Source organism: Flagellimonas profundi, assembly GCF_017313275.1.
Classification (GTDB): Bacteria; Bacteroidota; Bacteroidia; order Flavobacteriales; family Flavobacteriaceae; genus Flagellimonas; species Flagellimonas profundi.
Genome location: NZ_JAFLNM010000001.1, coordinates 924,933 through 951,310, shown reverse-complemented (window position 1 = coordinate 951,310; position 26,378 = coordinate 924,933). Strand labels below are relative to the sequence as shown.

The window sequence follows — 26,378 nt, the reverse complement described above, 5'->3', positions numbered from 1 at the left end:
GACTGAAGCATCTGGATTTCTGAGTCCCGATGGTCATCGGAGCGTTCGAAATTGCAATAGATTCTAGATTGTTGATTGATCATTGGTAAATGAAGTTTGAAATCAGAATGTTTTAATGCCTATCTTTGATCAAGCAATGTTGGGAATGCAGTTTAAACATCCAGAAATTCTTTGGGCACTTTTTCTTCTAGTCATACCCATTTTAATTCATTTATTTCAATTACGGCGCTTTACGAAAACACCGTTTACCAATGTGGCCATGCTACAAAAGGTGGTCTCGGAGTCCAGAAAAAGCAACACCCTTAAAAAATGGTTGCTATTGTTCACCCGTTTGTTGTTATTAGCTGCCATTATCATTGCTTTTGCCCAACCTTTCACCTCGGCGAACACGGCCCTACAAGAAAAAGAGACCGTAGTTTATTTGGACGATTCCTTTAGTATGCAGGCCAAGAACAATGGCATTTCACTTTTGGAGAAAGCGGTCCAGGACTTGATCAAGAATATTGATGGGGAATCCGTATTCAGTCTGTTTACCAACGAAAAAACATTTAGCAATGTTCGAGTGTCGGATATCCAAAACTCATTGTTAGCGCTCCCCTACTCCTACAAACAGTTGAATCTCAACGAAATTAGCCTAAAGGCTAAAAGCATGTTTTCCCAAAACAAGGGTACGGTCAAAAATCTGATTGTGGTATCAGATTTTCAAGAAAGGATATCATCAGGAAACACCGATATAGACACTACTTTGTCAACATATTTTGTTCCAATGCAATCTCAGGAAAATCAGAATATCTCCATCGATTCTGTTCATGTGGATGAAAATGTCAACGATCAGGCTACGCTCCATGTATTCCTTTCCGGCGGCAATGAAGATGAGGCCTTGCCCATTTCACTTTATAATAATACAGAACTGATTGCCAAAACAGCAGCAAAATTTAAGTCGGATGGAGATGCGGAAGTCGAATTTACCATTCCTGCCAATAAAGCATTGAACGGACGTTTGAGCATTATTGATAATGCATTGGGGTACGACAATCGTTTTTACTTTAACATCAATTCCAAAGAAAAAATCAATGTACTGGCCATTAGCGAATCGGATGGTGATTATGTAAACCGTCTTTTCCGAGGTGATGAGTTCGATTTTCAAAAATATCGATTAAACCAGCTGGACTATAGTAATTTGGACAATCAAAATGTGGTGATCTTGGATAATCTGAAAGCAATTCCAAGTAGTCTTCAGAATACGCTACGTTCATTTAAAAATGAAGGGGGAACCTTGATCGTTGTTCCCGCCACCAACTCCGATATTTCATCGTACAATAGCTTGTTATCCAGCTTATCGTCCACTCAATTTTCAGAAAAAGTTGTTGTAGATCAACAATTGACCACCATAAGCTTTGATCATCCCTTGTATCGTAATGTTTTTGAAAAGGAAGTAACAAATTTTCAATACCCATCCGTTAAAGAGCATTTTGGAATCCAGACGAGTCTTCCCATGGCATTGTCCATGGATGGTGGTGACGCCTTTTTGGTCGGCGATGATGGATTGTATGTATTTACGGTCCCTTTGGAATTGGAAAATTCAAATTTCATCAACTCCCCATTGATTGTGCCTACCTTTTATAATATGGCACAATCAAGTTTGCGGGTATCAAAAACTTATCAAACCCTTGGCAACATCAACACAGTGGATGTTTCTGCCGAAATCGGTACAGAGAATATTTTAAAAGTTTCCAAGGAAGGATATGAGTTTATTCCGCTCCAGCAGATTTTTCGCAATCGAGTACGACTTACTTTTGACCAGAACCCTGCGGAAGACGGGATTTACTCGATTGTACAGAACAATAAAACTTTACAAAATATAAGTTTCAACTATCCGAGAAGTGAAAGTCAGCTAAAATATTTGGATCTGGCTACATTGGAAAATATAAACACCATGGATTCCATTCCTGCCCTGTTCGAGTATTTGGAAGCGGAAAGCAACATTACCGCATATTGGAAATGGTTTGTTATTTTAGCGTTGCTTCTGGCGCTTATTGAGGTATTCATTCAAAAATTTGTTACATGAACATTCTGCTGAAGTCTGCAAAAATTGTATGCCCTGGGAACAAGGAACTTCACTTGAAAAAACGTGATATCCTTATCAAAAAAGGGATAATAGAAAAGATTGGCGTCTCTGTGGAAGCTCCCACCAATATAAAGGTGGTGGAAAAAGAGAACCTGCACGTTTCATTGGGATGGTTTGATAGCAGTGTAAGTTTTGGCGAACCAGGATTTGAAGAACGCGAGACCATAGCCAATGGACTTTTTACAGCGGGCAAAAGCGGTTTTACCAATATTGTGCTCAACCCGAACACCCATCCCGTTCCCGATACCAGCTCAGATATCGTGTTTTTAAAGGAACGCGGACATGGAAAAGCCACCAAGGTGCATCCTATTGGTACATTGACCACAAATTCGGATGGGGAAGCGCTTGCCGAACTTTTTGATATGAAAAATGCAGGTGCTGTTGCTTTTTACGATTTCAAAAAGCAGATTTCCAATCCCAATCTGCTCAAAATAGCACTGTTGTATGCCCAAAATTTTGATGGATTGGTGTATTCCTTTCCCCAGGATGGCGATATCAAAGGAAAAGGTGTCGCCCACGAAGGCGAAATATCCACAAAACTGGGACTTAAAGGAATCCCTGCTCTGGCCGAAGAACTTCAGATTGTAAGGGATTTGTTCGTATTGGAATATACGGGAGGAAAACTCCATATACCTACAATTTCCTCGGCAGGCTCGGTAAAACTGATAGCCGAGGCCAAGAAAAAGGGCTTGGATGTGACCTGTAGTGTTGCGGTACATAATCTCTTCTTTTCGGACGAGAACTTGATAGGTTTTGACACTCACTTTAAGGTATCCCCCCCTCTACGGACCGGTGCAGATTGCAAAGCCTTGATCAAAGGGGTAAAAAACGGAACCATTGATTTTGTGACCTCGGACCACATACCAATGGATATTGAGCATAAACGTGTGGAGTTCGATAATGCAAAAAGCGGTAGCCTTGGACTGGAATCTACCTTCGGAAGTTTGAATACCATTTTTGAGCTTGAAGAAACCATCGACATATTGACCAAGGGTCGAGAACGATATCATATAGAAGTTCCAAAGCTGGAAGAAGGTGCTGAAGCCTGTCTTACCCTTTTCAATCCTGAGGGGGAGTATATTTTTGATACAAAAGATATCCTGTCGACATCAAAAAACAGCATGTTCGTAGGCGCTGCCTTAAAAGGAAAGGTTTACGGAATTATCAACAATGATCAAAGTACATTATAATGAGTGATTCCAAACCCGGCAAAACTACCGCGATTGTAGCTTACATTACCATAATTGGCTGTTTAATAGCCATCACCATGAACATTGAACCCAAGAATGCTTTTGCCCGGTTCCATATTCGGCAGGCTTTTGGGATTCATGTACTTTTTCATGCCCTGGCCATTTTGCTTACTTACTCCGGTTATGTGTATTTGTCTTTACCCATCTATATCTTTTATCTGATTATATGGGTTTTTGGCTTTTTACAAGTTCTTAATGAAACGACCAAGCCATTACCTGTTTTGGGCAAATACTTTCAAAAATGGTTCACATTCATATCCTAAATTAAAATAATGTCCCACAAACCCTTATCATTAACATATTTACTACGTCCATCCTCAATTAAATCCGAAAAAGCTCCTGCACTTTTTATGTTCCATGGTTACGGTAGCAACGAGGAAGACCTTTTTTCATTTGCATCTGAACTACCGGAGGAATTGATGATCTTTTCGGTAAAGGCCCCCTATGGTCTGGAACCTTTTGGCCATGCGTGGTATGCCATAAATTTTGATGCGGAACAAGGTAAATGGAGTGATGATGAGCAGGCCAAGGAATCCAGGGAAAAAATAGTTGCTTTTATGGATGAGGCCATTGAAGTGTACAACTTGGATAAAGAAAACATTACGCTTTTAGGATTTAGCCAAGGCACTATTTTGAGTTATGCCGTAGCATTATCGTATCCGGAAAAAGTAAAAAATGTGGTCGCCCTTAGCGGATATATCAACGAAAATATTTTGGTGGACAACTATGCGGATAAGGACCATAGCGGTCTAAATATTTATGCTTCGCACGGGCAGGTGGACCAAGTGATCCCATTGGAATGGGCCCAAAAGTCCCCGGAATTTCTGAAAAACTTAAATATTCCAACGACTTACAAGGAGTTTCCTGTGGGGCATGGAGTATCCCAGCAGAATTTCTTTTCCTTTAAAAACTGGTTGCAGGAGCATATTTGATTGTGGAACTGGGTCACTCCCAACTCCTAAATTTGTTTTTACCCGACAAAAGTTCCACAGATGTACACTAACGGGTTTAACCGTGAACTTTCCCTCCCAACTTCCAACTCCTTAATCTCAAGTCATAGGATCCCATAAACCCAGAACCCTTCTCTGTCAACCCAAACGGACCATTGGTAAATCCCCCTCCCTATTTTTTTATAAAAATGGCATTCTTGCAGAGATAAAAACTTTAAATAGAGAATATGACATTGAAAGCAAGAAGATTCAGTATTGCCCTAACGGCCTTGGTTTTGGCATGGTCCTGTGGCAAGGATCACGGCCGCGAACCGGTAAAGAACAGTGTCCCGGTAATCGAGGCTCAAGAGTTCACAGTCCAAGAGGACATAGCGGACACCGAGACCATCGGCACGATAACGGCCACCGATGCCGACGATGATGCCCTCACCTTTACAATATCCGAGAACGACAACGACCTCTTTGAGATTACCGAGGCCGGCGCACTGAGCCTGGCCTCCGGCAAGGCCCTGGATGCGGAGAGCAAGGTCCAGCACACCATAACGGTGAGCGTCACCGATGGGGAGGAAACCGCTAAAGCCACGGTGACCATAAAAGTGACCACGGCCCCCAACGTGCCCCCCGTGATCGAGGACCAAGAGTTCACCGTCCAAGAGGACATAGCGGACACCGAGACCATTGGCACGGTAACGGCCACCGATGCGGACAATGACGCCCTCACCTTTACGATTATCGAGAACGAGAACGACCTCTTTGAGATCACCGAAGCAGGGGAGCTCAGCCTTTCCCCCGGCAAGAACCTGGACTTTGAGACGGCAACGGAGCATGTGATCACGGTGCAGGTAAGCGATGGGGAGGACACCGCCACCGCCACGGTGACCGTTAAGGTGGAAAACGTGATAGAGAGCGTGTTCGAGGACCCCGCCTCCTTTATCACTGTTTGGAAGACCGATGTCGATGGGGAGCTAGTACGAATCGGTACACGGAATGAATACACCTACGACTATACCATAGGCTGGGGCGATGGCACGGTGGAGGAGATTGCCACGGCAGATACTCCCTTCCATATATATGCCACAGCGGGCACCTATACCGTGGCCATACAGGGAGAGTTCCCGGCAATATGGATGTTTACAGAAAATGAAAGTGCCCTGAAGTTGATGGGCATCGAACAATGGGGGAGCATACAGTGGAAAAGTTTTGCTTATGCTTTTGCATTGTGCAAGAACATGGAGTACCATGCCACGGACGCGCCCGACCTCTCCAATGTCACCGATATGTCGTATATGTTCAAAGATGCCATCTCCTTTAGCGGGGACATCAGTGGGTGGGACACAAGCAATGTCACCACAATGGAGGGCATGTTCCAAGATGCCACCTCCTTTAACGGGGACATCAGTGGGTGGAACACAAGCAATGTCACCAATATGTCGTTTATGTTCCTTCTTGCCACCTCCTTTAACGGGAACCTAGGGGGATGGGACATTGGCAGTGTAACCGACATGACAAGTATGTTGGATAATTGTGGTATGTCGGAAGCCAACCTTAGCGACACATTGATAAGCTGGAACACTTTTGTGGAGAACAACAATGGCCCCGATGGAATAACGCTGGGATTGGATAACCTTTCCGTCTGTATAGAAAACACAGATTTGATCGACGCCATCACTAATCTGGTAAATAACCATTCATGGGTCTTTACAGGTCAATTTCTTCAACAATGTAATTGATATTGAAATAGTTCCTTGGAAACACCAAACAACTGGAACCATTTTTTGCCACCGGGAGGCCCAAGGGTCTTTCGGTGGTTTTTTTGTTCTTACTTGGTTACTGATGACTGCAAACTGAATACCGCATTTGTCATTCTGAAAGAGCACAGCGATTGAAGAATCCCACGTATTGGTATGGATTTCCCACGACACGCCCACTACCTCACCCAACACACAAAAGCCAGGACCATTTGTAAAAACCAGTGAGATTTTTGGCCATTGGGACACTTCCAAAAGGATACTGCGAAACCGCTATCTGATTACTGCGGTGCGTAGAGCAAATGTTCTGCCAAGGTGAAGTCCACACTTAGATCATCCTTTAGCTCATACTTGATAATAAGGTCTCCCCAATATTTTCCATCGGAAAAATCGGCCAGAATCCATTTATGGTTGAGCACTTTGATCTTGTTGATCTTAAAGTCACTTTCCATTCCTTCGTACGGAATCAACGGATTGTCACCTTTTTGTTCATTGGTTTCCAATAGTTTATCCTGAATATACAACGATGGGTTTTCTAAATTCAAATGATCGTAGTAGGCCAAAGCATCATCATTGTTTTCCAATGTAAAGTATTGCATGTCCAATACCTTTAAATGCATGGTCTGCAAGGAATCTTCAAGCTTCACCACCTCTTCTTCAAGTTGTTTTACATCCGAGGTCAATGCTTTTTGCATATTGTTTCCCGTAACATATTGGAAAAGTGCCAATAAAGCTGCAAAAACAAATAGGTATAGAAAAATGCTGTTTTTCATCAAATCTAAATTTTTATCTGTAGGTTATCGTAGGCCAAATGTATGTTTTTGGGCAGACTTTTTTCCACTTCCTCATGAAATCCCAATAGCGCACTGATATGCGTAAAATACGTTTGCTCCGCTCCTACCCTTTCGGCAAATTCCAGAGCTTCTTCCAAATTAAAATGTGAATGGTGGGGCTCACGTCGCAAAGCATTCACCACCAACACTTTGGCCCCTTTCATTTTTTTGATCTCCTCTTCCTCTACCCGTTTTACATCCGTCATATAGATAAATTCACCAAAGCGGTACCCAAAAACCTGCAATCTGTTGTGGAAAGCTTCAATAGGTACTACATCCAAATCGCCCAGAGGAATGTTTTCATTTTTGAAAACCTCATGGACTTGAACGGCAGGAGCTCCCGGGTAACGGTCTTCATCAGCAAAAATATAGTCGAAACGTCTGCGAAGGGAATCCAACACCCGCGGGTGCGCATATACGGGGATATCGCCCTGTCGAAAGAAAAAGGGACGTATATCATCGATTCCCGCAGTGTGATCGGCATGCTCGTGGGTAAACAAAATGCCATCCAACCTGTCTATCGGATTGGTAAGCATTTGTTGCCTAAAATCTGGTCCGCAATCAATTACATAATTATAATTATTCCAAGAGATCAATACGGATACACGCAGTCTTTTGTCCTTGGGGTCCGGACTTAAGCAAACGGGATGCTCGCTTCCGATTACCGGTATTCCCTGTGAAGTTCCCGTACCCAAAAAAGTAATGGTCATCTTATCATCCATTAAATCCAAAATTATAACTTATTTATTTAATAGATTGTTTGAAGAGTGTAACTTTGCTATACATTAAAAAAACGGACATGCCGAGCATACCAAGCAAAGAAAATGCTTTTGAAAACATCCCTTCCATAAAGGCGAAAACCCTTAGGATCAACTTGAATCAAGATATTTACGGAACCTTTGCCGAAATTGGGGCCGGCCAAGAAACCGCTAGGCACTTTTTTAGAGCAGGAGGAGCTTCCGGGACCATTGCAAAGGCCATGAGTGCTTACGATAAATCTTTTAGTGATGCCATTTACGGTATCGAGGAAGATGGGCGTTATGTTACCCAATCCCGATTAAAAAAGATGTTGGACCATGAGATGCGTTTGGTCGAAGAACGAATCAGTAGGGACAGTAACCCGGACTATTTATTCTTTAGTTATGCCAACACCGTGGCCACCATTGATTTTTCCAAAAGGTACAAAGGGCATGGCTGGGTTGGACTTCGGTTTCAGTTAGATCCGGACCAGAAGGAATATGATGAAATTGTACTGCATATCCGGTTCAAACAAAACGAAGCCAGATTACAACAGGAAACCCTTGGTATTTTAGGTGTAAACTTGATTTATGGTGCATTTTTTAAATTCCATAAGCCCAAAAAGCTATTAAAATACTTATATGATCATATTGACCATGATACTTTGGAGATTGATATGATCAACTTTACAGGACCTAATTTTGCTGATGTCGATAACCGCTTGATGAGCCTTCAGCTTATTAAAAACGACATGACGGATGCGGTAATGTTCGGTCCTGATGGGAACAACTTGCTTCCGGCAGCCGTGCTTTACAAGAAAAATATCTTGGCACTGCGTGGTAGTTTTAGACCTGTGACCAAGGTAAATATGGACATGTTCCAGAAATCGTACGATATTTTTATCAGGGAACAGACGGTGGATATGGAAAATGCGATCGTTGTTTTTGAGATAACACTTTCCAACCTTAAGGCCGCTGGTGAAATTGATGAACAGGATTTTATGGATCGAGCGGAATTGCTTTGTTCCCTTGGCCACACGGTATTGATCTCCAAATTCCAGGAGTATTATAAACTTGTGGAATACTTTAATAATTACACCAAGGCCAAAATTGGATTGACCATGGGCGTCAACAACTTGGTGGATGTATTTGATGAAAAATATTATCGTCACTTAAGTGGTGGTATTTTGGAGGCTTTCGGTAAGTTGTTCTTTAAAGATCTGAAGGTTTACCTGTACCCGATGAAGGATCCAGAAACGGGTCAGATACTTACCAGTAACAATGTAAAGGTTCACCCACGAATGAAGGAATTGTACAAGTTCTTTAAGTACAATGGCAAGGTGATGGATATTATTGACTACGATCCTGAAGTACTTCATATTTTTTCAAGGGACGTACTCAAAAAAATCATCAAGAAAGATGAGGGATGGGAAAAAGAATTGCCTGAAGGTATTGCAGAGATTATAAAGGAGAAAAACCTATTTACCAGAAAAGTTCTGGAAGAAAAGGAATAGAAATAAAAAAGGCGCTGGTTCAGCGCCTTTTTTATTAAGCCAATATTTGGGCTGCGTGATCTTTTGTCTTTACCTTTTCGATAACATTTTCAACAACGCCATCACCATCAATAACAAATGTGGTACGGTGGATGCCATCATATTCCTTGCCCATAAATTTCTTTGGTCCCCAAACACCAAAGGTGTTGATCACCGTATGGTCCTCATCGGCCAATAAAGGGAAAGGAAATTCGTATTTGTCCCTAAAATTGGATTGTTTCTTTTCCGAATCGGCACTTACGCCCAAAAGCTCGAAACCTTGGTCCTGTAATTCTTTATAATTGTCTCGCAAATTACAGGCTTCCGCAGTACAACCAGGCGTATTGGCCTTGGGGTAGAAAAAAACCACCAATTTTTTGCCTTTGTAATCACTAAGATTAATTGTGTTGCCGTCTTGGTCTTTTGCTGAAAAATCAGGTACTTTATCCCCTACTTTTAACATATTCATGTGCGTTGCTATTGAATTAATTGTTTAATATTTACATTATCAAAGTTAAACAAATATGACCAAACAAGAAAAGGTTGATTTTGCTATCAAAACCTTGGACGATCTCTATCCTACAATTCCGATTCCTTTAGACCATAAAGATCCCTATACCTTATTGATCGCGGTTTTACTATCTGCCCAAAGTACCGATGTTAGGGTCAATCAAATCACCCCCTTGTTATTTGAAAAAGCGGACAATCCCTATGATATGGTCAAACTATCGGAGGACGAGATTCGAGAAATCATCAAACCAGTTGGCCTCTCCCCTATGAAATCCAAAGGTATCTATGGGCTTTCCAAAATACTGATCGAAAAATATAATGGTGAAGTACCCAGAGACATAGCGCTACTGGAAGAATTGCCCGCAGTAGGACACAAAACCGCTAGTGTTGTAGTTTCGCAGGCCTTTGGAATCCCCGCATTTCCAGTGGATACCCACATACATCGGTTGATGTACCGGTGGGGTTTTAGCAGCGGTAAAAATGTGGTACAAACAGAACGCGATGCCAAAAGATTGTTCCCCGAAGAAATCTGGAATCGATTACATCTTCAAATTATTTGGTATGGTAGGGAATATTCCCCTGCCAGGGGCTGGGACTTGGATAAAGATATAATTACCAAGACCATTGGAAGAAAATCGGTCATCAACGAATATTATAAAAACAAAAAGAGCCGCTAATCGCGGCTCTTTTCGTCAGTTTGATCCTTAAATTAATTTAATGTTGCTTCAAACTGGTGTTCTTTGTAGTCAACTACATGAATCGATTTTGAAAAGCTAAGTAAAAAATCTACTGTTTTCCTGCTTGCTTTTACCGTTTTAACGGATTTTTGTTCTTCAGAGTAAATGTTTTCCATATTTCTAGCGTAAGTAATTGTTTCCATTATATAACGGCGCTAGATTGGAAATATTGTTGGCTTCGACGTAATGCCGATTAATTCGTTAAAACGATATTTTTACGCTCTACGATTTTTCTTAGGTTTATAAGGGCATATCTCATTCTACCCAAAGCTGTATTGATGCTCACATTTGTGTTTTCGGATATTTCCTTAAAGCTCATATCCTTGTAAATACGCATGATCAATACTTCACGCTGGTCATCCGGCAATTCATCGATTAGAACCGTAAGATCACTTTCTATTTGGTCTTTGATCAATTGCTTTTCCGCGTTCAACTTTTCATCCTTGATTACGGAGAAAATGTTGAAATCGTCGCTACCCTCAAATTTGGGCATTCTTTTATTTTTACGGAAGTGGTCTATTACCAAGTTGTGAGCAATACGCATCACCCAAGGTAAAAATTTACCTTCTTCGCTGTATTTTCCTTTTTTAAGGGTTTTGATCACCTTGATAAAAGTATCCTGGAAGATGTCCTCTGCAACATCTCGGTCCAAAACTTTGCTGTAAATAAAACTGGTGATTCTTTGGTTGTGCCTGTTGATCAGGATTTCAAGAGCCTTCTCGTCTCCGTCAATATAATTCTTTACTAAAATCGAGTCTTTAATCTGTAGTTGTTCCATACAAATTACTTTTTTTGGGTTAAAATCACAGTCCTCCCTTTGTCAAGAAAGACTATAGTTATTCAGTTTTTAATCTTTAAAAAGTAATTATTCTGTATAGGCCTATCAGGATTTTAATTACACTTCGAATATAGATAATTAGGCAGGCGACCTAAAATCTATGTTGTGAGTTGACGTTTTTTATATGTTAACTGCTACAATATACGTATTAAGTGTGGTGTATCGTATCTTTGAAACCCTAATTTTAACAAATGGCAATCAATATCAACGTAGATCCCAAGCAGAATATTATCATAAAGGGTGCCAAACTGCATAACCTAAAGAATATAGATGTCGTCATCCCAAGGAATAAGTTGGTGGTAATCACGGGTTTATCCGGTTCCGGGAAGTCCAGTTTAGCTTTTGATACTCTGTATGCCGAAGGACAACGAAGATATGTGGAGAGCCTTTCTTCCTACGCACGACAATTTTTAGGTAAGCTGGATAAACCTAAAGTGGACTATATAAAAGGTATAGCCCCAGCGATTGCCATTGAACAAAAGGTAAACTCCACCAATCCCAGATCCACTGTCGGGACCACAACCGAAATCTATGATTACCTAAAGTTGTTGTATGCCCGGATCGGGAAGACCATTTCCCCTATCTCTGGTAGAGAAGTAAAAAAGCATACAGTAACTGATGTAATCGATTATATAAAGGAGTTGAACGAGAGAGATAAGCTCCTATTGTTGGCTCCTATCACTATTACCGAAGAGCGGGAACCTTTAAAATCGTTGGAACTTTTCTCCAAGCAAGGGTATGCCCGTATTAAATATAAGGGAGAAGTTATCCGAATCGATCAAGCTCCAGAAGATATTGGTAGGGAATTCGATCTTGTAGTGGACCGCATTATTGTTAAGGATGATGAGGACTTTTACAATCGCCTAGCCAATGCAGTAGACAATGCATTTTTTGAAGGAAAGGGCCAATGTGCCATTGAAAACCTTCAAACCGGGGACATAAAAACCTTTAGTAACCAGTTTGAGCTTGACGGGATGAAGTTTTTGGAACCGAACGTTCACTTGTTCAGTTTCAACAATCCGTACGGGGCCTGCCCAAAATGTGAAGGCTATGGGGATGTTATCGGTATTGATGAAGATTTGGTGATTCCCAATACAGCTTTATCCGTTTACGAAAATGCCGTTTTTCCTTGGCGGGGCGAAAGTATGGGCTGGTACCGTGATCAATTGGTGAATTCAGCTTACAAGTTCGATTTTCCCATACATAAACCCTGGTTTGAGCTTTCCGAAGAACAAAAACAATTGGTTTGGGACGGGAACGACCATTTTATAGGAATCCACAAGTTTTTTGAGCAGCTCGAGGAAAAAAGTTATAAAATCCAGAACAGGGTGATGCTTTCCCGTTACCGCGGCAAGACCAGATGTACTGTATGTAAAGGAAAACGACTGCGAAAGGAAGCGGATTATGTAAAAGTAGGCGGTAAATCCATTTCAGACTTGATCGAACTGCCCATCAACCAATTGATGCCCTTTTTTGAAGCCTTGCAACTTTCCGAGCACGATACCTCCATTTCCAAAAGACTGCTTAAAGAAATTACTACGCGTTTGGACTTCTTGGACAAAGTAGGTTTGAGCTACCTCACCTTAAATAGAAAATCCAATACGCTATCAGGTGGGGAAAGTCAACGCATCAATTTGGCCACTTCTTTGGGAAGTAGCTTGGTGGGCTCCATGTATATTCTGGATGAGCCCAGTATAGGATTGCACCCACGAGATACAGAAAATTTGATTGAGGTTTTAAAGTCGCTTCGCGATCTGGGCAATACCGTTATCGTCGTGGAGCATGACGAAGATATTATGAAGGCCGCAGATGAAATCATTGACATTGGCCCAGAAGCGGGAACCTTAGGCGGTAAAGTTGTGGCCACGGGAGATTGGGCAACCATCCTTACCTCCGATTCCTTAACGGCATCCTACCTCAACGGAACAATGGAAATCCCTGTACCCAAAGAGCGTAGGAATTCCAAACATTACATTCAGATCAAGGGTGCACGTGAGAACAACCTCAAAAATATAGATGTCACGTTTCCTTTGAATGTGCTTACTGTTGTTACAGGAGTCTCGGGAAGTGGAAAAAGTACCTTGGTAAGAAAAATACTGTATCCTTCCATTTTAAAAGAGACGGGGGGGTACGGTGAAAAGGCAGGCCAGTTCTCTGCCATGGAAGGAAAGTATTCCCATATCAAACACGTTGAATTTGTGGACCAAAATCCCATAGGCCGTTCTTCGCGTTCCAATCCTGTTACCTATATAAAGGCCTACGATGATATCCGGAGCCTGTTCGCATCACAAAAATTAAGCAAGCTACGTGGCTATAAGGCCAAGCATTTCTCTTTTAATGTGGATGGTGGCCGTTGCGAAAAATGTAAGGGCGAAGGTGAAATCACTGTAGAAATGCAGTTTATGGCGGATGTTCATTTGGAATGTGACGCCTGTGATGGCAAACGGTTCAAAAAAGATATTTTAGAGGTCCAGTTTGAAGGCAAAAACATCGACGACGTACTCAACATGACCATTGATGATGCCATTGAACACTTCTCTACCCATAAACAAGATAAAATAGTGACCAAACTTAAGCCGCTACAAGATGTTGGGTTGGGTTATGTGGCCTTAGGCCAGTCCTCCTCTACCCTGTCCGGTGGTGAAGCACAGCGTATAAAGCTCGCATCGTTTTTGGTGAAAGGCCATACCAAGGAAAAAGCCCTGTTCATCTTTGATGAGCCCACAACGGGACTACACTTTCACGATATTAAAAAGTTACTCAAATCCTTTGACGAGTTGATAGGCAAAGGACATTCCGTTATTGTGATAGAGCACAATATGGAATTGGTGAAATGTGCCGATTATATTATAGACCTTGGTCTTGAAGGCGGTGAAAAAGGTGGTAATTTGGTGGTAGAGGGAACTCCTGAAGAAATCATCAAGAATACAGAATCCTACACCGCACAATACTTGAAAAACACCTTATCGTAATCGGTTTTTTGTCGAGTTAAAGTCGATAATATTTTAAATTCCAGAATATCCTCTCTGTAAAATTTATATTCCGAAAGTAGGTATAAGCCTACTTTCAATTCTTCTCATCATCAGATCATATAGGGCATTCATCAATTGAAAAGAGGGTTTCAAAAAGTCTACTCCTGATATATTATTCCCTTCATTGATATTCGCGGCCAAATCAAATTAATCTCCAATCTGTATTTGAATTACAGGTAGCTGTTTTCTCTAAAAAATCTTCAAAGTTGGTACTAATCGATAATATAATATACCTATCATGATTCTTTATTTCTATCTCTGCAAAAAAAAGAAGCCCCTACTTCTCCCTTGTGTTCTTTTTATTCTGGTTTTCACAAATGCCAGTGCCCATATTTCATCATACGACCGAATTTTGGATTCCGATGAAAATCCAAATTTTAAGAATGTTTGTTCAAATGAAATATTCGCACCTGAAATTTCCCTAATAAAAACGGGAACAGTTAGCCAAAGCTGTAGGCAAATTACGTTCAACTTCCAAGTAGTGAACCAGAGTACCTCTGGCGAGGTATTGGAGAATGTGGTTCTCAACGATCCTTTACTGGGTGGTGATATCGTAGGTCCGGTTTCAGGTGATGTTAACAACAATACTTTTTTAGATCCTGGTGAGATTTGGATATACTCTTGGATTTATCTGATCACCAATGCTGATATTTCAAATGGGGAAGTGGTCAACCAAGCAACGGTTACAGCGGACGTACAGGGGCAACCTGGCGTTACGGTTCAAGACCTATCGGATGACAATAGCATAGCGGAAGACGATTCAACTGTTATCGATTTGTCTTCCTGCCAACCTCGGATAGCTGTTGTAAAAACAGGATATGCCATTGCGGGCTTTGAGGCTGGTCCTGGGTGCGACCTTATTCTGTACGAGTTCACCGTGACCAATGAAGGACCGGAAATTTTAGAGAATGTAGTTCTCAACGACCCATTGCTTGGTGGTGATATACCAGGCCCGGCTGCTGGCGATGACAACAACGATGGATTTCTTGACTTGAATGAAACATGGGTCTATTCCGCATCCTACAATACCTTGCAAGGTGATATAGATAATGGTTTTGTGGAAAACCAGGCCACGGTCACCGCAGACGTGCAAGGGCTACCTGGCGCTACGGTTCAAGATCTGTCCGATGACAATAGCATATTGGAGGATGACCCAACTGTTATCATTTTGTCTTCCTGTGAACCAAGGATAGCTGTTGTTAAAACAGGAGATGCCCTTGAAGGGGTTGATGGCGGTCCTGGGTGCAACCTTATTCTGTACGAGTTCACCGTGACCAATGAAGGACCGGAAATCTTAGAGAATGTAGTTCTCAACGACCCATTACTTGGCGGTGATATACCAGGCCCGGCTGCTGGCGATGACAACAACGACGGATTCCTTGATTTGGATGAAACATGGGTCTATTCCGCATCCTACAATACCTTGCAAAGTGATATGAATAATGGTTTTGTGGAAAACCAGGCCACAGTCACCGCAGATGTGCAAGGGCAGCCTGGCGTAACGGTCCAAGACCTTTCAGATGACAATAGCATATTGGAGGATGATCCTACAATAGTGGATTTATCTTTCTGTCCAGGTGAAGGTGGTATAGGAATTATAAAAACAGGAACTTTAATTAACACCAATGGAGATCTTTGTGAAGATAGTATTAGATACATTTTTTCGGTTACCAATACAGGTGATGTTGATTTAGATAATGTCATCATTGAAGACGAGCTTGTAGACGGTACTATCCAAGGTCCATTGAATGGTACTGATATCGGTAATGATGGTGTGCTATCCGTAGGGGAATCATGGGATTTCGAAGCGTTCTATATCATTCAACAAGTGGATATAGATCAAGGTCTCGTAGAAAATCAGGCTGTAGTAACTGCACAATTGGTTGGGTCTGGAAGTCAAGTATTGGATCTTTCAGATCATACCAACCTTTCAGATGATAATCCAACAATTACCCTTGTTCCAGATAATATTTGTGAAGATGAACCTGTAGCATTTGAAATATTCAATGGTATTACCCCAAATGGGGACGGTATCAATGATTACTTCCAAATCGAGGGCATTGAAAACTACCCGGACAATAATGTGAAAATATTCAATCGTTGGGGTGTTCAAGTTTATCAAGTCGATGGTTATGGACAGGGTAACAAGCTTTTCTACGGAATCTCGGAAGTAAGGGCCACCCTTCAAAAGGATAGGGAATTGCCAAGCGGGACCTATTTCTACATTCTAACATTTACAGGAGAGAACAACCCTGGAGAAGAAAACTATTCTGGCTACTTATATATCAATCGGAATTAATACAACCAACCATTAAAACAATCATGAACCAAGAATTTGCCAAGAAGATGATACATCTTAAAACCTATAGAAACCATTGCCTATTAGCATTATTGTTTCTATCCGCCCTTGTAACAATAAAGGCACAGCAAGACCCACAGTACACTCAATATATGTACAATACCCAAGTAGTAAACCCTGCATACGCTGGCAACAGGGAAGTATTGAGTTTTGGTCTTTTGGGCAGAACACAATGGGTAAGCCTGAAAGGCTCGCCAGAAACAGGAACTTTCACAGTCAACTCCCCTATCGGATTATACGATAATATGGGACTTGGACTATCCATTGTTTATGATCGAATTGGTCCAGCAATGGAATCCAATATAGTAGTGGACTACTCATATTCCTTAAACCTATCGTACAACACAAAATTGGCATTCGGTGTAAAAGCTGGGTTGGATATGTTGGATGTGGACTATAGCAAATTGAACATTTATGATCCGAACGATGCCTATTTTCAAACCAATGTGGATAATGAGCTCAAACCCCAAATTGGTGCTGGTTTATACTTGAACACAGACAAGTTTTACGCTGGTTTATCCGTTCCAAATTTTTTGAATTCCAGGCATTACGATGAAAGTGCATTGGAAAACACAGATACTAATGATATAGCCATAGAACGTTTACACTATTTCTTCATAACCGGTTATGTATTTGACTTAAATGAAAATTTAAAGTTTAAACCGGCAACCTTAGTGAAATATGTAAGCGGCTCTCCTTTACAGTGGGATTTGTCCGCAAATTTTTTGATCAACGAAAAGTTTACCCTAGGAGCTTCTTATCGGTGGAGTGCTTCACTTAGTGCGTTGGCTGGATTCCAAATAACACCTAATTTCTTTGCCGGGGTTGCCTACGATTACCAATCGACAGATATAGAACAGTACAGCGATGGCTCTTACGAAGTATTCCTTCGTTTCGACATCTTCAAAAAGTCAGATCGAATTTTAACCCCAAGGTTCTTTTAATACAATCACCATGAAAAGAAGTATTTTAATTCATGTGTTTTCCATCTTTCTATTGTTTGGGAGCACATTCGCACAAGAAACCAAAATAAAAAAAGCTAACCAGCAATACGATAATTACGACTATATAGACGCCCGAAAAATATATTTAAGCGTAGTGGAGGATGGTTATGAATCTGCTCAAGTATTCGAAAAATTGGGCGACACCTATTATTTCAACAGTGAATATGCCGAAGCCTCCAAATGGTATCAAAAACTCGTTGACAACTATCCTAATAAAGTAGAGCCCGAATATTATTTCCGAGCTGCCCAAACACTAAAAAGTATTGGAGACTATGAAAAGTCCAAGGTAATGATGGAAAAGTTCATGGAATCCTCACCTTCAAATAATGAGAATAGCCAAGTGGATGATTGGAACTATCTTGAAAGTCTTGCCGAAAATCAAAATAAAAAATTCAAGGTGACCAATATTACCCCAGAGATGACAGGTTCGGACTTTGGACCTTCGTTCTATGGTGACAAAATTGTTTTTTCATCATCTTCAATCAATACTGAGGGTAGTAAAATCCATGATTGGAGTGGTCTCCCCTATGTAGATCTTTTTGAGGCAAAAATTGATGAAAATGGAAAATTGACCAATATACTCCCGTTGGAAGGTGACATCAACTCTCCATATCATGAGTCGTCCGCAGTATTTACCAAAGACGAAAAAACATTATACTTTACACGAAACAACTATATAAATGGTAAAAAGAAAAAGGGCAAAAAACGATTAGTGAGCTTAAAAATTTACAAAGCCTCAAAAAATGAAGATGGAAGTTGGGGAAATGTACAAGAACTTCCCTTTAATAGCGATTCCTACTCCGTGGCTCACCCAGCATTGAATCCAGAGGAAACCCGATTGTACTTTTCTTCCAACCGACCAGGAACCATAGGTGAATCCGATATTTGGTATGTAGACATTCTTGACTCCAACGGATATAGCGAACCTGTAAACTTGGGACCCATAATCAATACAAAGCAACGAGAGACATTCCCTTTTATAAGCGACAGAAACATCTTGTTTTTTTCCAGTGATGGCCATGTTGGACTTGGAGGTTTGGATATATTCAAGGTTTCCGATACTAACGATTCGAAATCCCAAGAAGTAATCAATCTAGGCAAGCCTATCAATTCAAGTCAAGATGATTTTGGTTTTATCGTAAAGGAAAATGAAAGGAAAGGCTATCTATCGTCTAACAGAGATGGGAATAGCGGAAGTTCTTCAGACAATATTTACGCAGTATCAGAAGCGTGCTCACTGGTTATATATGGCGCAATTACAGACGCCAACACAGGAGAACCTTTAGATGGGGCATTAGTACACCTTATAGATAAGGATAATAATGTGGTTTCCATAAATGTCACAGAAGCAAATGGTAATTACAGGTTTGAAGAAAATATTGATTGCGACAACCAATATGTAGTAAGAGCATCCAACGATGAAAAAGAATATGAGCCACTAGAACAATTGGTAATGACACCGAAAAGTTCCTCCATGCTCCAAGTGGACATAGCACTAAACCCACCCGATTGTCCTGTAAACGATTTGGGCTGTAGATTAGACCTACAACCCATTTATTTTGATTTCGACAAACATGACATTAGACCTGATGCTGAAGTCGAATTGGCCAAAATATTGCAGGCTATGAAACAATACCCACAATTGAACATTCATATAGCGTCCCACACCGATTCTAGAGGAAATGATGCATATAACATGCAACTTTCCGAAAAAAGAGCGAAATCTACGCTTGAATGGCTAGTGAACCAAGGTGTCGATCGTAGTAGATTATCTTCCAAAGGATATGGTGAATCACAGCTGATCAACAACTGTTCCAATGGTGTAAACTGTTCAGAAGATGCACATCAATTAAACCGAAGATCAATGTTCATTATCAAATAAATCATTCAATTTTCATTTTTTTATACTGATAATCAGCGTGTTAATTTTTTTGGCACGCTGATTGCACTAAACAGGGTGGATGTAAATAGTTGCATCTAGAACTTAAAACCTTGTAGTATGAAAAAGTTAGTACTCATTATAGCAGCGGTTGTTTTTGGAATACCGAGTATCCAAGCAGAAACAACCAATACAGTGGCTACAACCACAAATTATAGATATGGAAATTCTTTCATCTTTGTTGAAGGTGGAGTTACATTCTCCGTGTATCCTGATGGTGAGTTCGATTTCTACATGGACAACAGGGTTAATGTAGGTGTTGGAGCACGAATCGGAAACGTTGGAATCACTTTTAACTCTGGGTATAATTACAATCCTTATGTCCAGTACGATGACTATGGTGCTGTAATCCAGGTAGAGAACACCCCAATTTTTTATGACTATTATGGTCGTGTATCTCAAATTGGAAACGTAAATGTATGGTACAATAATGGTAGGGTCCGTAGAATCGGTGGACTACATGTGTACTACAACGGAGGCGTTTTTAGTCACTACACAGGATTCATCAACATTTACAACAGAAGATATGTGTACAGACCATTCCATAGGTATTTTGTAAGACCTTCCGTAGGATTCTGTAATGTATATGCAAGACCTTACAGAAGATATTACAGACCTATCCGATATACCTATTATGCACCTTACCGACACAATAACAGAAGGGCCTATGCCAGATTGGGTAGAGTGTACAGAAACGACAATAGATATAGAAGGGAAAACATCTATAGGAATGATAGAAGAGTCTCCGTAAGGGACAGTAGAGCAAGAAGAGCGGATTACGGTAGAAGTAACGCAAGGATTTCAAACAATTCTTCAAGAAGAGGAAACACAGCGGTAAACCGTTCCAGTAATGCTGTAAAAAGACAAAAAGTCGCTTCCAGAGATGCTAGAAGCAATGCATATAGAAAGTCAAATAATGTAAATAGATCTGGAAGAACAACGGCTTCCAATAATAAGGCAAGACGTGCTTCTAACAATAGAAGTTCCAATGTCAGAAAAGTGGACCCACGTACAAACAATAGAACCGTGAACCGTTCTGCAAAAAGTACGTATAGAAAACCGAAGACCACATCGAGAACACCAAGTAGGTCTACGGTGAGCAGGGGAAACTCTTCTTCAAGGAAAGCCGTTTCCAGAAGCTCTAGACCTAGTGTAAGGAAAAGTTCTGTTAGCAGAAAAAGTAGCTCTAGGCCTAGCGTGAGCAGAAGTTCAAGTGCAAGAAAAAGTAGCGCAAGAACTAGTAGCTCCAGAGGTTCTTCCAGAAGAAATAATTAGATAGATTTTTTTAGGTTGGTTAGTTGTTTACCCCGTGGTTGAATTTATTCGCTACGGGGTATTTTTTTTTAGCCATTTGGACAAAAAGCCGGTTACATCTTCGGAAATATTGAAGCGGTACAAAATACCTACGTACATAACTACCACAAGAAGTGACTTTAAGCCGATATTGATAATAGGGTGAAACTGAAACTGCAATAGGTCGAAAAGAACTGCCAATAACAACAAAGTTGCGAACACCTTAAACGTGGCCGGAGTAAAAGGAAGAATTCCATACTTCATTTTCACAAAAACAAGCTTGACCAGATTAAAGATGAAAATGGAGACAAAACTGGCGAAAGCAGCTCCTTCAAGACCAAACCTTGGTATCAGTAAATAATTCAATAGAATAGTTAAAGCGGCCAAACATACCCCGAATACCAAAACTGTTTTATAGTATGGGGAATTGTACAAAATGGAATTAATGTTCCCCAACAACGAATCCATTACTTTGGCCAACCCGATCAAGAATACAATGGTAAACCCATTTCTATAATTCTCGGGCAACATTAAATACAAATCGTTCAAATTGAGGATAATCAGGACGAACAATATTCCCGAGGCAATAAACAAGGTGAGCGAAGTCTTTTTGTACAATTGGTTGAGCCCCTTATCATTGTGTGTGTTCAACAATTCGGCGGTCAAGGGGTAGGTGATTTGGTGCATCGCACGCGAGGGCACAATAATCACCGTAGCAATGTATACGGACACCCCATAATATGCCACATTCTCAATGCTGATGAACTGGTTCAACATTACCTTGTCAATTTCAAGCAGGATCAAAGCTGCCGAACCTCCCAAAATAATCAAAAAAGAATAGGATAGAATTTCCTTGGTAAAGGGCGGAAACTTAAAATCCAATTTGGGCTTCCGTAGCGTAAACGCATAAATTTTAATGATAACCGTCCGCAACAAATACAATCCCACCAAACATTTAAAGAAGATATCCAACGTGATCACATCAAAATAAAAGAGAATAAGAAGGATGGATACGCCCACCCTAGCGAAGACTTCTTTCATAAAATTGCCAAAAACCGACTTTAAATGCACCTTGGTCCAGGAATAGAAAACCTCAAAATACCCCATCGCCAGTCCCACAAAAAATACGTACCACAAATAATCCTTCACCATGGGGTTCACTTGGGATACCCAGTCACCAATGGGATCGTACCATAGTATACCGACCAAGGCTACGGGCAGTATGCCCAACAAAGGAATCAACAACATCAAGGTAAAGAACCCGTCTTTTTCCACCTCTTGGTGGTTACTGTAGTATTTTACCATGGTATTGTGCACCCCAAAGGTCATCAAAGGCATAAGAATGGCACCCGACGCCAAAATGAAAGTAACAAGACCGTAATATTCATCCGGCAGAATCTTGGTGTAGAGAAACAACGTATTGATGGCCCCGAAAAAGAACCCCAAATACGTTATCACGGTATTTTGTATGGATTGTTTTAAAACAACGCCCATTAGATAAAATTAGCCAAAGATTCCGTTAATGCCTTTCTGTGATATTGTTTCACCCCTTCGGAATTACAGACCAGCATACCTTCTGTATATTGATGGAACGCCTCCAAAAGTACACTTTTTAAGGTCGCAACGCTGGTATGCAAGCACATAGTTCCAGCATGGTGCTGTTCCACCATGGCACCTGCTTCCCATCCTTTTGGGCCAATGGCCAAAATGGGCCGCTTGGCGTTCAAATATTCAAATAATTTTCCCGGGATAATGCCTTTTGTCTCTTCCGAATCAATCTCCAACAACAAAAGCAGCCGCGATTTTTGTTGGGTTTCCAAGACCTTGTCGTGCGGTAGATAGCCCAACTGCTCCACATAATCGGACAATCCAAAGTCTTTGATGGATTGCAGCACTTCCTCCCCCACTACTCCTGCCAATTGTATGCTGAGCGCTTTTTTTAAAGCTTCATTTTCAGCAATCAATTCTTGTACTGCTTGCCAAAAGCCTAATGGGTTTCTTCCGGTCAACAAAGAACCAATATGCGAAATGGTAAACTTGGAATCCAGTTCCACCGGCTGTAACTCATCATCAAAACCATTGGTGATCACTTTTATGGGTTTTGGGGTAATGGCCTCAAATTCAGTTTTCGTGGTGTGGCTTGTGACCACAATTTTATCGGCTTTCAAAAGCACTCCCTTTTCCAAAGCTTTGTGCTTTAGCCTAGAATATTCGGTTAATCGTAATTTTTTATGATAGCCTATAGATGTCCAAGGATCACGAAAATCGGCGATCCATTGAATATTGTATTTCTTTTTAAGGCCCAGACCTATCAAATGTAAACTGTGTGGCGGGCCTGTGGTAATAATGCTTTCAATACCCTCATCCGCAATCACTTTTGCCAAGTAGGTAATAGATGGTCTTACCCAAAGCTTCCGCGCATCGGGAATAAAAAGGTTGCCACGAATCCACAATAATAATTTTTCAATAAACGATGGATCTTTCTCTTTGATGATTCCCGAACTTATGGTCTTGGTCTTTTTTTTGGAGAGCAGTGAAGCCCAACCATAGGGTTCATTTATGCGCCTTTTGAGTATTTTGATGGACGTCGGAACTTCCTCTACCAATTTTTCATCCACTAAAGGATAACTGGGATTTTCAGGAACGTAAACGATGGGTTCAAACCCAAACTCTGGCAAGTATTTGGTGAACTTGAGCCAACGTTGTACCCCTGGTCCCCCAGCGGGAGGCCAATAGTACGCTATGACCAAGACTTTTCGCATTAGGATTCTTCCTTTTTTCCACGGAACAAGGTAAAGCCCAATCCCCCAACAATGATCACTCCCAAGAGAATATTGGACGCCAAAGTAATCTGGCTTCCCGTTTCCACCACTTCCGGCTCAAATTTGAACTCGATTTCGTGCTGGCCGGCAGGAACTTTCATACCGCGAAGGGCATAATCCACTTTGTAATGTGCCGTAGGCTCACCATCAATAAAGGCATTCCAACCGGATGGATAATGCATTTCGGAGAAGACCGCAAAACCATCATTGGAGTTGTTGGAAGTGTATTTTAAATAATTTGGTCGATACTCCACCAAATCAATACGTACCACCGAGTCCACCATATACCTTAATTTGGTCAATTCTGGGTACTGTTTGGTGTTTACCACCGCTTGTGTTTTGGAGTTGAAATCCTTGAGTTTCAAAATTTCCTCATTGGCAGATGAAACCGGAATCAATTGATCTACGAACCAAGCATTGCCATTGGCGTCTGGGTTTACAGCGGGATAACTGTTCCCTTCCTCATCTTGTTGAACGATGTATTTTACGTTCAACATATTCAACACCTGGAGATTGTTCTGGTACAAATGGTATTCGAACAAATTTTGAAGTGCCCTGGGCTTTGCAGCGTGATATCCACCAATCGATTTATGAAAATAAGAAGTGCGGGCCCCATTGATTCCCTCCTCTGGATTAAAAACCCGATAAATGGAATCGTCCTGTTGAATGATTTGATCTAGCTGACTGGCTTGGAACGGTTGGTTTACCTGACGCTGACGTACAAAATCGTCCTCGTTTACATAGCGGAGGTCCACTCCCACCAAATCGAACAGGATAAGTGCTCCCAAGGCGAACACCAATACGTTTTTGTTGATTTTATCTTTGATAAAGAACCATAAGGCCGCAGCGGCCAACGCCACATAGATCAAGGAACGGAAAGTATCGTTCACATACACCGCCTCCCGATCTCGCTGGATCATGGCCATCAATTCGTCACCAAAATAGCCGCGGTACATTTCGTCGCGCATTCCCTCAAAGTCAAAGAAGCCTTTCAATAAGAAAATTACGATACCGAGTCCTACCGAAACAAAAAAGCTCAGTTTTAAAGCACTCAGCTTTTCTTTCTGGTCCACGGATGATTTAAACAATTCACGAATGCCCAAAATCCCCAACACGGGCAAGCACAGTTCCAACACCACTTGAATGGAAGAAACGGCCCTGAACTTATTGTACATCGGGAAGTAATCTATCATAAAATTGGTGAGTAACGGAAAGTTTCTCCCCCAAGAAAGCAATAGCGATAAAATTGCTCCCGATAAGAGCCACCATTTCTTTTTGCCATCTACCAGGAACACACCCAGCATAAACAGGAAAAACACAATGGCGCCCACGTAGGCCGGTGCAGCAACGATGGGCTGGTCGCCCCAGTATAAGGGCAAACTGCTCGAAAGTTCCAGTGCTTTGGTCGGTGATAATCCCTGATTGGTCAAATACTCGTAGGCTTTGGAATCCTTGCCCAGATCCTCACCTCCCGATCCTCCGAACAAACGGGGTGCAAACAAGTTTAGGGATTCGGCAATTCCGTAGCTGTATTGGGTAATGTATTCTTTGTCCAACCCAGTTGAAATCTCCTTTTCGCTTCCATCGGGATTAACGGTTAGTTCCGATTTTCCCCGTGTACTCCAATCGGCATACTCCTTGGTGGCCATTAGGCTGGTGGCATTCGTGAAAACGGACAGCACTACGGCCAAAACCAATAGCCCTACCGAAGCAAAAAAGTGTTTGAGTTCCTTTTCTTTGATGGCATAGATCAAATACACTAAGCCCATTACCAACACCAAAAGCATAAAATAATATGTCATTTGGTAGTGATTGGCGTTAATCTCCAGCGCCATGGCCAATGCGGTCAGTATAAATCCGAGGATGTATTTTTTCCGAAAAACCAGGACTATACCACCCAAAACCATTGGGATGTACCCCAGAGCGTGTGCCTTGGCATTGTGCCCCACGCCCAGAATAATGATCATATAGGTGGAAAATCCAAAAGCAATGGCTCCAAGGGCTGCCAACCTAAAATCAACTTTTAAACATAAAAGCAGAATGTAAAATCCAATGAAATAAAGAAAGAGATAATCTGCCGGGCGTGGTAAAAACCGAATCAAACGGTCCAATTCCTTTACGTAATTATGTGGATAATTCGCTCCCAGTTGATAGGTGGGCATACCGCCAAAGGCACTGTTGGTCCAATACGATTCTTCGCCCGTTACATCTTTGTAGGCATCCCGTTCTTGTGCCATGCCCTTGTACTGGGCAATATCTGACTGATAAATGGCTTTTCCCTGCAAAACTGGATAAAAGTAGACCAGTGAGGCAAGAATGAATAAAGCAATAACACAAATATGGGTGATAATGGCTTTTGGAGAAAGATTCATGGATAGGTTTTGATTCGGCAAATATTAATCAATTTCCTCAAAATCTATGTATTCTCCAACTTTTTTTGAGGGATTGGATTTGCGGGGCGTTTTTTTGGAAATGGTGGTCTCCCCTTCCTCAGGTGCTTCATTACCAAAATCTTGATGGCTCCCAAACTGCTGCTCAAAACGTTCGTTCGTCTTCTTTACAGCGTAATTCAAGAGCTTCGGGGCCAACCATTTCATCAGGAATTTGAGCCCGTAGTATACTAATATGACAATTAAAATCGTTTTCAGTAAAACCATATAACCTTA

21 protein-coding genes are annotated in these 26,378 nt (G+C 41.3%); 12 read left to right on the top strand and 9 right to left on the bottom strand.

The features are described from left to right. Positions 1 to 115 precede the first annotated feature (115 nt). The 5 genes from J0654_RS04335 to J0654_RS04315 all read left to right on the top strand — a co-directional run bounded on the left by J0654_RS04335 (position 116) and on the right by J0654_RS04315 (position 6,058). The gene (locus tag J0654_RS04335; RefSeq protein ID WP_207026427.1) at positions 116 to 2,068 is read left to right on the top strand and encodes a BatA domain-containing protein; all 1,953 of its coding nucleotides are present in this window, start codon (positions 116 to 118) and stop codon (positions 2,066 to 2,068) included. Beyond that, positions 2,065 to 3,318, top strand: a complete 1,254-nt coding sequence (locus tag J0654_RS04330) for a dihydroorotase (RefSeq protein WP_207026426.1) — start codon at positions 2,065 to 2,067, stop codon at positions 3,316 to 3,318. The genes J0654_RS04335 and J0654_RS04330 overlap by 4 nt, the downstream gene beginning before the upstream one ends. After that, the gene (locus J0654_RS04325) at positions 3,318 to 3,641 is read left to right on the top strand and encodes a hypothetical protein (protein ID WP_207026425.1); all 324 of its coding nucleotides are present in this window, start codon (positions 3,318 to 3,320) and stop codon (positions 3,639 to 3,641) included. Before J0654_RS04330 ends, J0654_RS04325 begins: the two co-directional genes overlap by 1 nt. A 9-nt stretch (positions 3,642 to 3,650) precedes the next feature. Then, on the top strand, positions 3,651 to 4,310 hold the full coding sequence (locus J0654_RS04320; RefSeq protein WP_207026424.1) for an alpha/beta hydrolase: 660 nt from the start codon (positions 3,651 to 3,653) through the stop codon (positions 4,308 to 4,310). Between the two features lie 245 nt (positions 4,311 to 4,555). Beyond that, positions 4,556 to 6,058 carry a BspA family leucine-rich repeat surface protein gene (locus J0654_RS04315; protein ID WP_207026423.1) on the top strand — a complete coding sequence of 501 codons (1,503 nt, stop codon included), beginning with the start codon at positions 4,556 to 4,558 and terminating at the stop codon, positions 6,056 to 6,058. Positions 6,059 to 6,357: 299 nt separating this feature from the next. Here J0654_RS04315 and J0654_RS04310 read toward each other — a convergent pair whose 3' ends face one another. Both J0654_RS04310 and J0654_RS04305 read right to left on the bottom strand, forming a co-directional pair. After that, positions 6,358 to 6,849 carry a hydrolase gene (locus J0654_RS04310; protein WP_207026422.1) on the bottom strand — a complete coding sequence of 164 codons (492 nt, stop codon included), beginning with the start codon at positions 6,847 to 6,849 and terminating at the stop codon, positions 6,358 to 6,360. 5 nt (positions 6,850 to 6,854) lie between these two features. Beyond that, on the bottom strand, positions 6,855 to 7,619 hold the full coding sequence (locus J0654_RS04305; protein WP_207027975.1) for an MBL fold metallo-hydrolase: 765 nt from the start codon (positions 7,617 to 7,619) through the stop codon (positions 6,855 to 6,857). Between the two features lie 89 nt (positions 7,620 to 7,708). Between J0654_RS04305 and J0654_RS04300 the strand changes: the two genes are divergently transcribed. Continuing rightward, complete coding sequence (locus J0654_RS04300) at positions 7,709 to 9,160, top strand: TonB-dependent receptor (RefSeq protein WP_207026421.1); 1,452 nt, start codon at positions 7,709 to 7,711, stop codon at positions 9,158 to 9,160. 34 nt (positions 9,161 to 9,194) lie between these two features. On the opposite strand, the gene bcp is transcribed toward J0654_RS04300, so the two are convergent. Continuing rightward, positions 9,195 to 9,647: a thioredoxin-dependent thiol peroxidase gene (bcp, locus tag J0654_RS04295; RefSeq protein ID WP_207026420.1), complete on the bottom strand. Its 453-nt coding sequence runs from the start codon at positions 9,645 to 9,647 to the stop codon at positions 9,195 to 9,197. A gap of 55 nt (positions 9,648 to 9,702) precedes the next feature. On the opposite strand from bcp, the gene J0654_RS04290 reads away from it, so the two are divergent. After that, on the top strand, positions 9,703 to 10,365 hold the full coding sequence (locus J0654_RS04290; protein WP_207026419.1) for an endonuclease III domain-containing protein: 663 nt from the start codon (positions 9,703 to 9,705) through the stop codon (positions 10,363 to 10,365). A gap of 32 nt (positions 10,366 to 10,397) precedes the next feature. On the opposite strand, the gene J0654_RS04285 is transcribed toward J0654_RS04290, so the two are convergent. Together J0654_RS04285 and J0654_RS04280 are read right to left on the bottom strand one after the other, a co-directional pair. Next, positions 10,398 to 10,568: a hypothetical protein gene (locus J0654_RS04285; RefSeq protein WP_207028054.1), complete on the bottom strand. Its 171-nt coding sequence runs from the start codon at positions 10,566 to 10,568 to the stop codon at positions 10,398 to 10,400. Between the two features lie 50 nt (positions 10,569 to 10,618). Further along, a complete protein-coding gene (locus tag J0654_RS04280) occupies positions 10,619 to 11,203 on the bottom strand; it encodes an RNA polymerase sigma factor (protein WP_207026418.1) in 585 nt (194 codons plus the stop codon). A 251-nt stretch (positions 11,204 to 11,454) separates the two neighbouring features. Between J0654_RS04280 and uvrA the strand changes: the two genes are divergently transcribed. From uvrA to J0654_RS04255, 5 genes are all read left to right on the top strand, one after another. After that, a complete protein-coding gene (gene uvrA / locus J0654_RS04275; protein WP_207026417.1) occupies positions 11,455 to 14,235 on the top strand; it encodes an excinuclease ABC subunit UvrA in 2,781 nt (926 codons plus the stop codon). Between the two features lie 298 nt (positions 14,236 to 14,533). Then, positions 14,534 to 16,594: a gliding motility-associated C-terminal domain-containing protein gene (locus J0654_RS04270; protein WP_207026416.1), complete on the top strand. Its 2,061-nt coding sequence runs from the start codon at positions 14,534 to 14,536 to the stop codon at positions 16,592 to 16,594. A 23-nt stretch (positions 16,595 to 16,617) separates the two neighbouring features. Continuing rightward, positions 16,618 to 17,598 (top strand): PorP/SprF family type IX secretion system membrane protein, encoded by a 981-nt coding sequence (locus tag J0654_RS04265; protein WP_237685883.1) that lies wholly within the window; start codon positions 16,618 to 16,620, stop codon positions 17,596 to 17,598. 10 nt (positions 17,599 to 17,608) lie between these two features. Beyond that, positions 17,609 to 19,540, top strand: coding sequence for an OmpA family protein (locus J0654_RS04260; protein ID WP_207026415.1), 1,932 nt, complete (start codon positions 17,609 to 17,611; stop codon positions 19,538 to 19,540). A gap of 117 nt (positions 19,541 to 19,657) precedes the next feature. Further along, on the top strand, positions 19,658 to 20,872 hold the full coding sequence (locus tag J0654_RS04255; protein ID WP_207026414.1) for a hypothetical protein: 1,215 nt from the start codon (positions 19,658 to 19,660) through the stop codon (positions 20,870 to 20,872). Positions 20,873 to 20,923: 51 nt separating this feature from the next. Here J0654_RS04255 and J0654_RS04250 read toward each other — a convergent pair whose 3' ends face one another. Genes J0654_RS04250 through J0654_RS04235 form a run of 4 tightly spaced genes read right to left on the bottom strand, consistent with a single transcriptional unit; the run spans position 20,924 to position 26,369 of the window. Further along, complete coding sequence (locus tag J0654_RS04250; protein ID WP_207026413.1) at positions 20,924 to 22,384, bottom strand: lipopolysaccharide biosynthesis protein; 1,461 nt, start codon at positions 22,382 to 22,384, stop codon at positions 20,924 to 20,926. Next, complete coding sequence (locus tag J0654_RS04245) at positions 22,384 to 23,652, bottom strand: glycosyltransferase family 4 protein (protein ID WP_207026412.1); 1,269 nt, start codon at positions 23,650 to 23,652, stop codon at positions 22,384 to 22,386. Before J0654_RS04245 ends, J0654_RS04250 begins: the two co-directional genes overlap by 1 nt. Beyond that, positions 23,652 to 26,084 carry a YfhO family protein gene (locus J0654_RS04240; protein WP_207026411.1) on the bottom strand — a complete coding sequence of 811 codons (2,433 nt, stop codon included), beginning with the start codon at positions 26,082 to 26,084 and terminating at the stop codon, positions 23,652 to 23,654. The genes J0654_RS04245 and J0654_RS04240 overlap by 1 nt, the downstream gene beginning before the upstream one ends. A gap of 24 nt (positions 26,085 to 26,108) precedes the next feature. Continuing rightward, a complete protein-coding gene (locus tag J0654_RS04235; protein ID WP_207026410.1) occupies positions 26,109 to 26,369 on the bottom strand; it encodes a DUF4834 family protein in 261 nt (86 codons plus the stop codon). Positions 26,370 to 26,378: the final 9 nt, after the last annotated feature.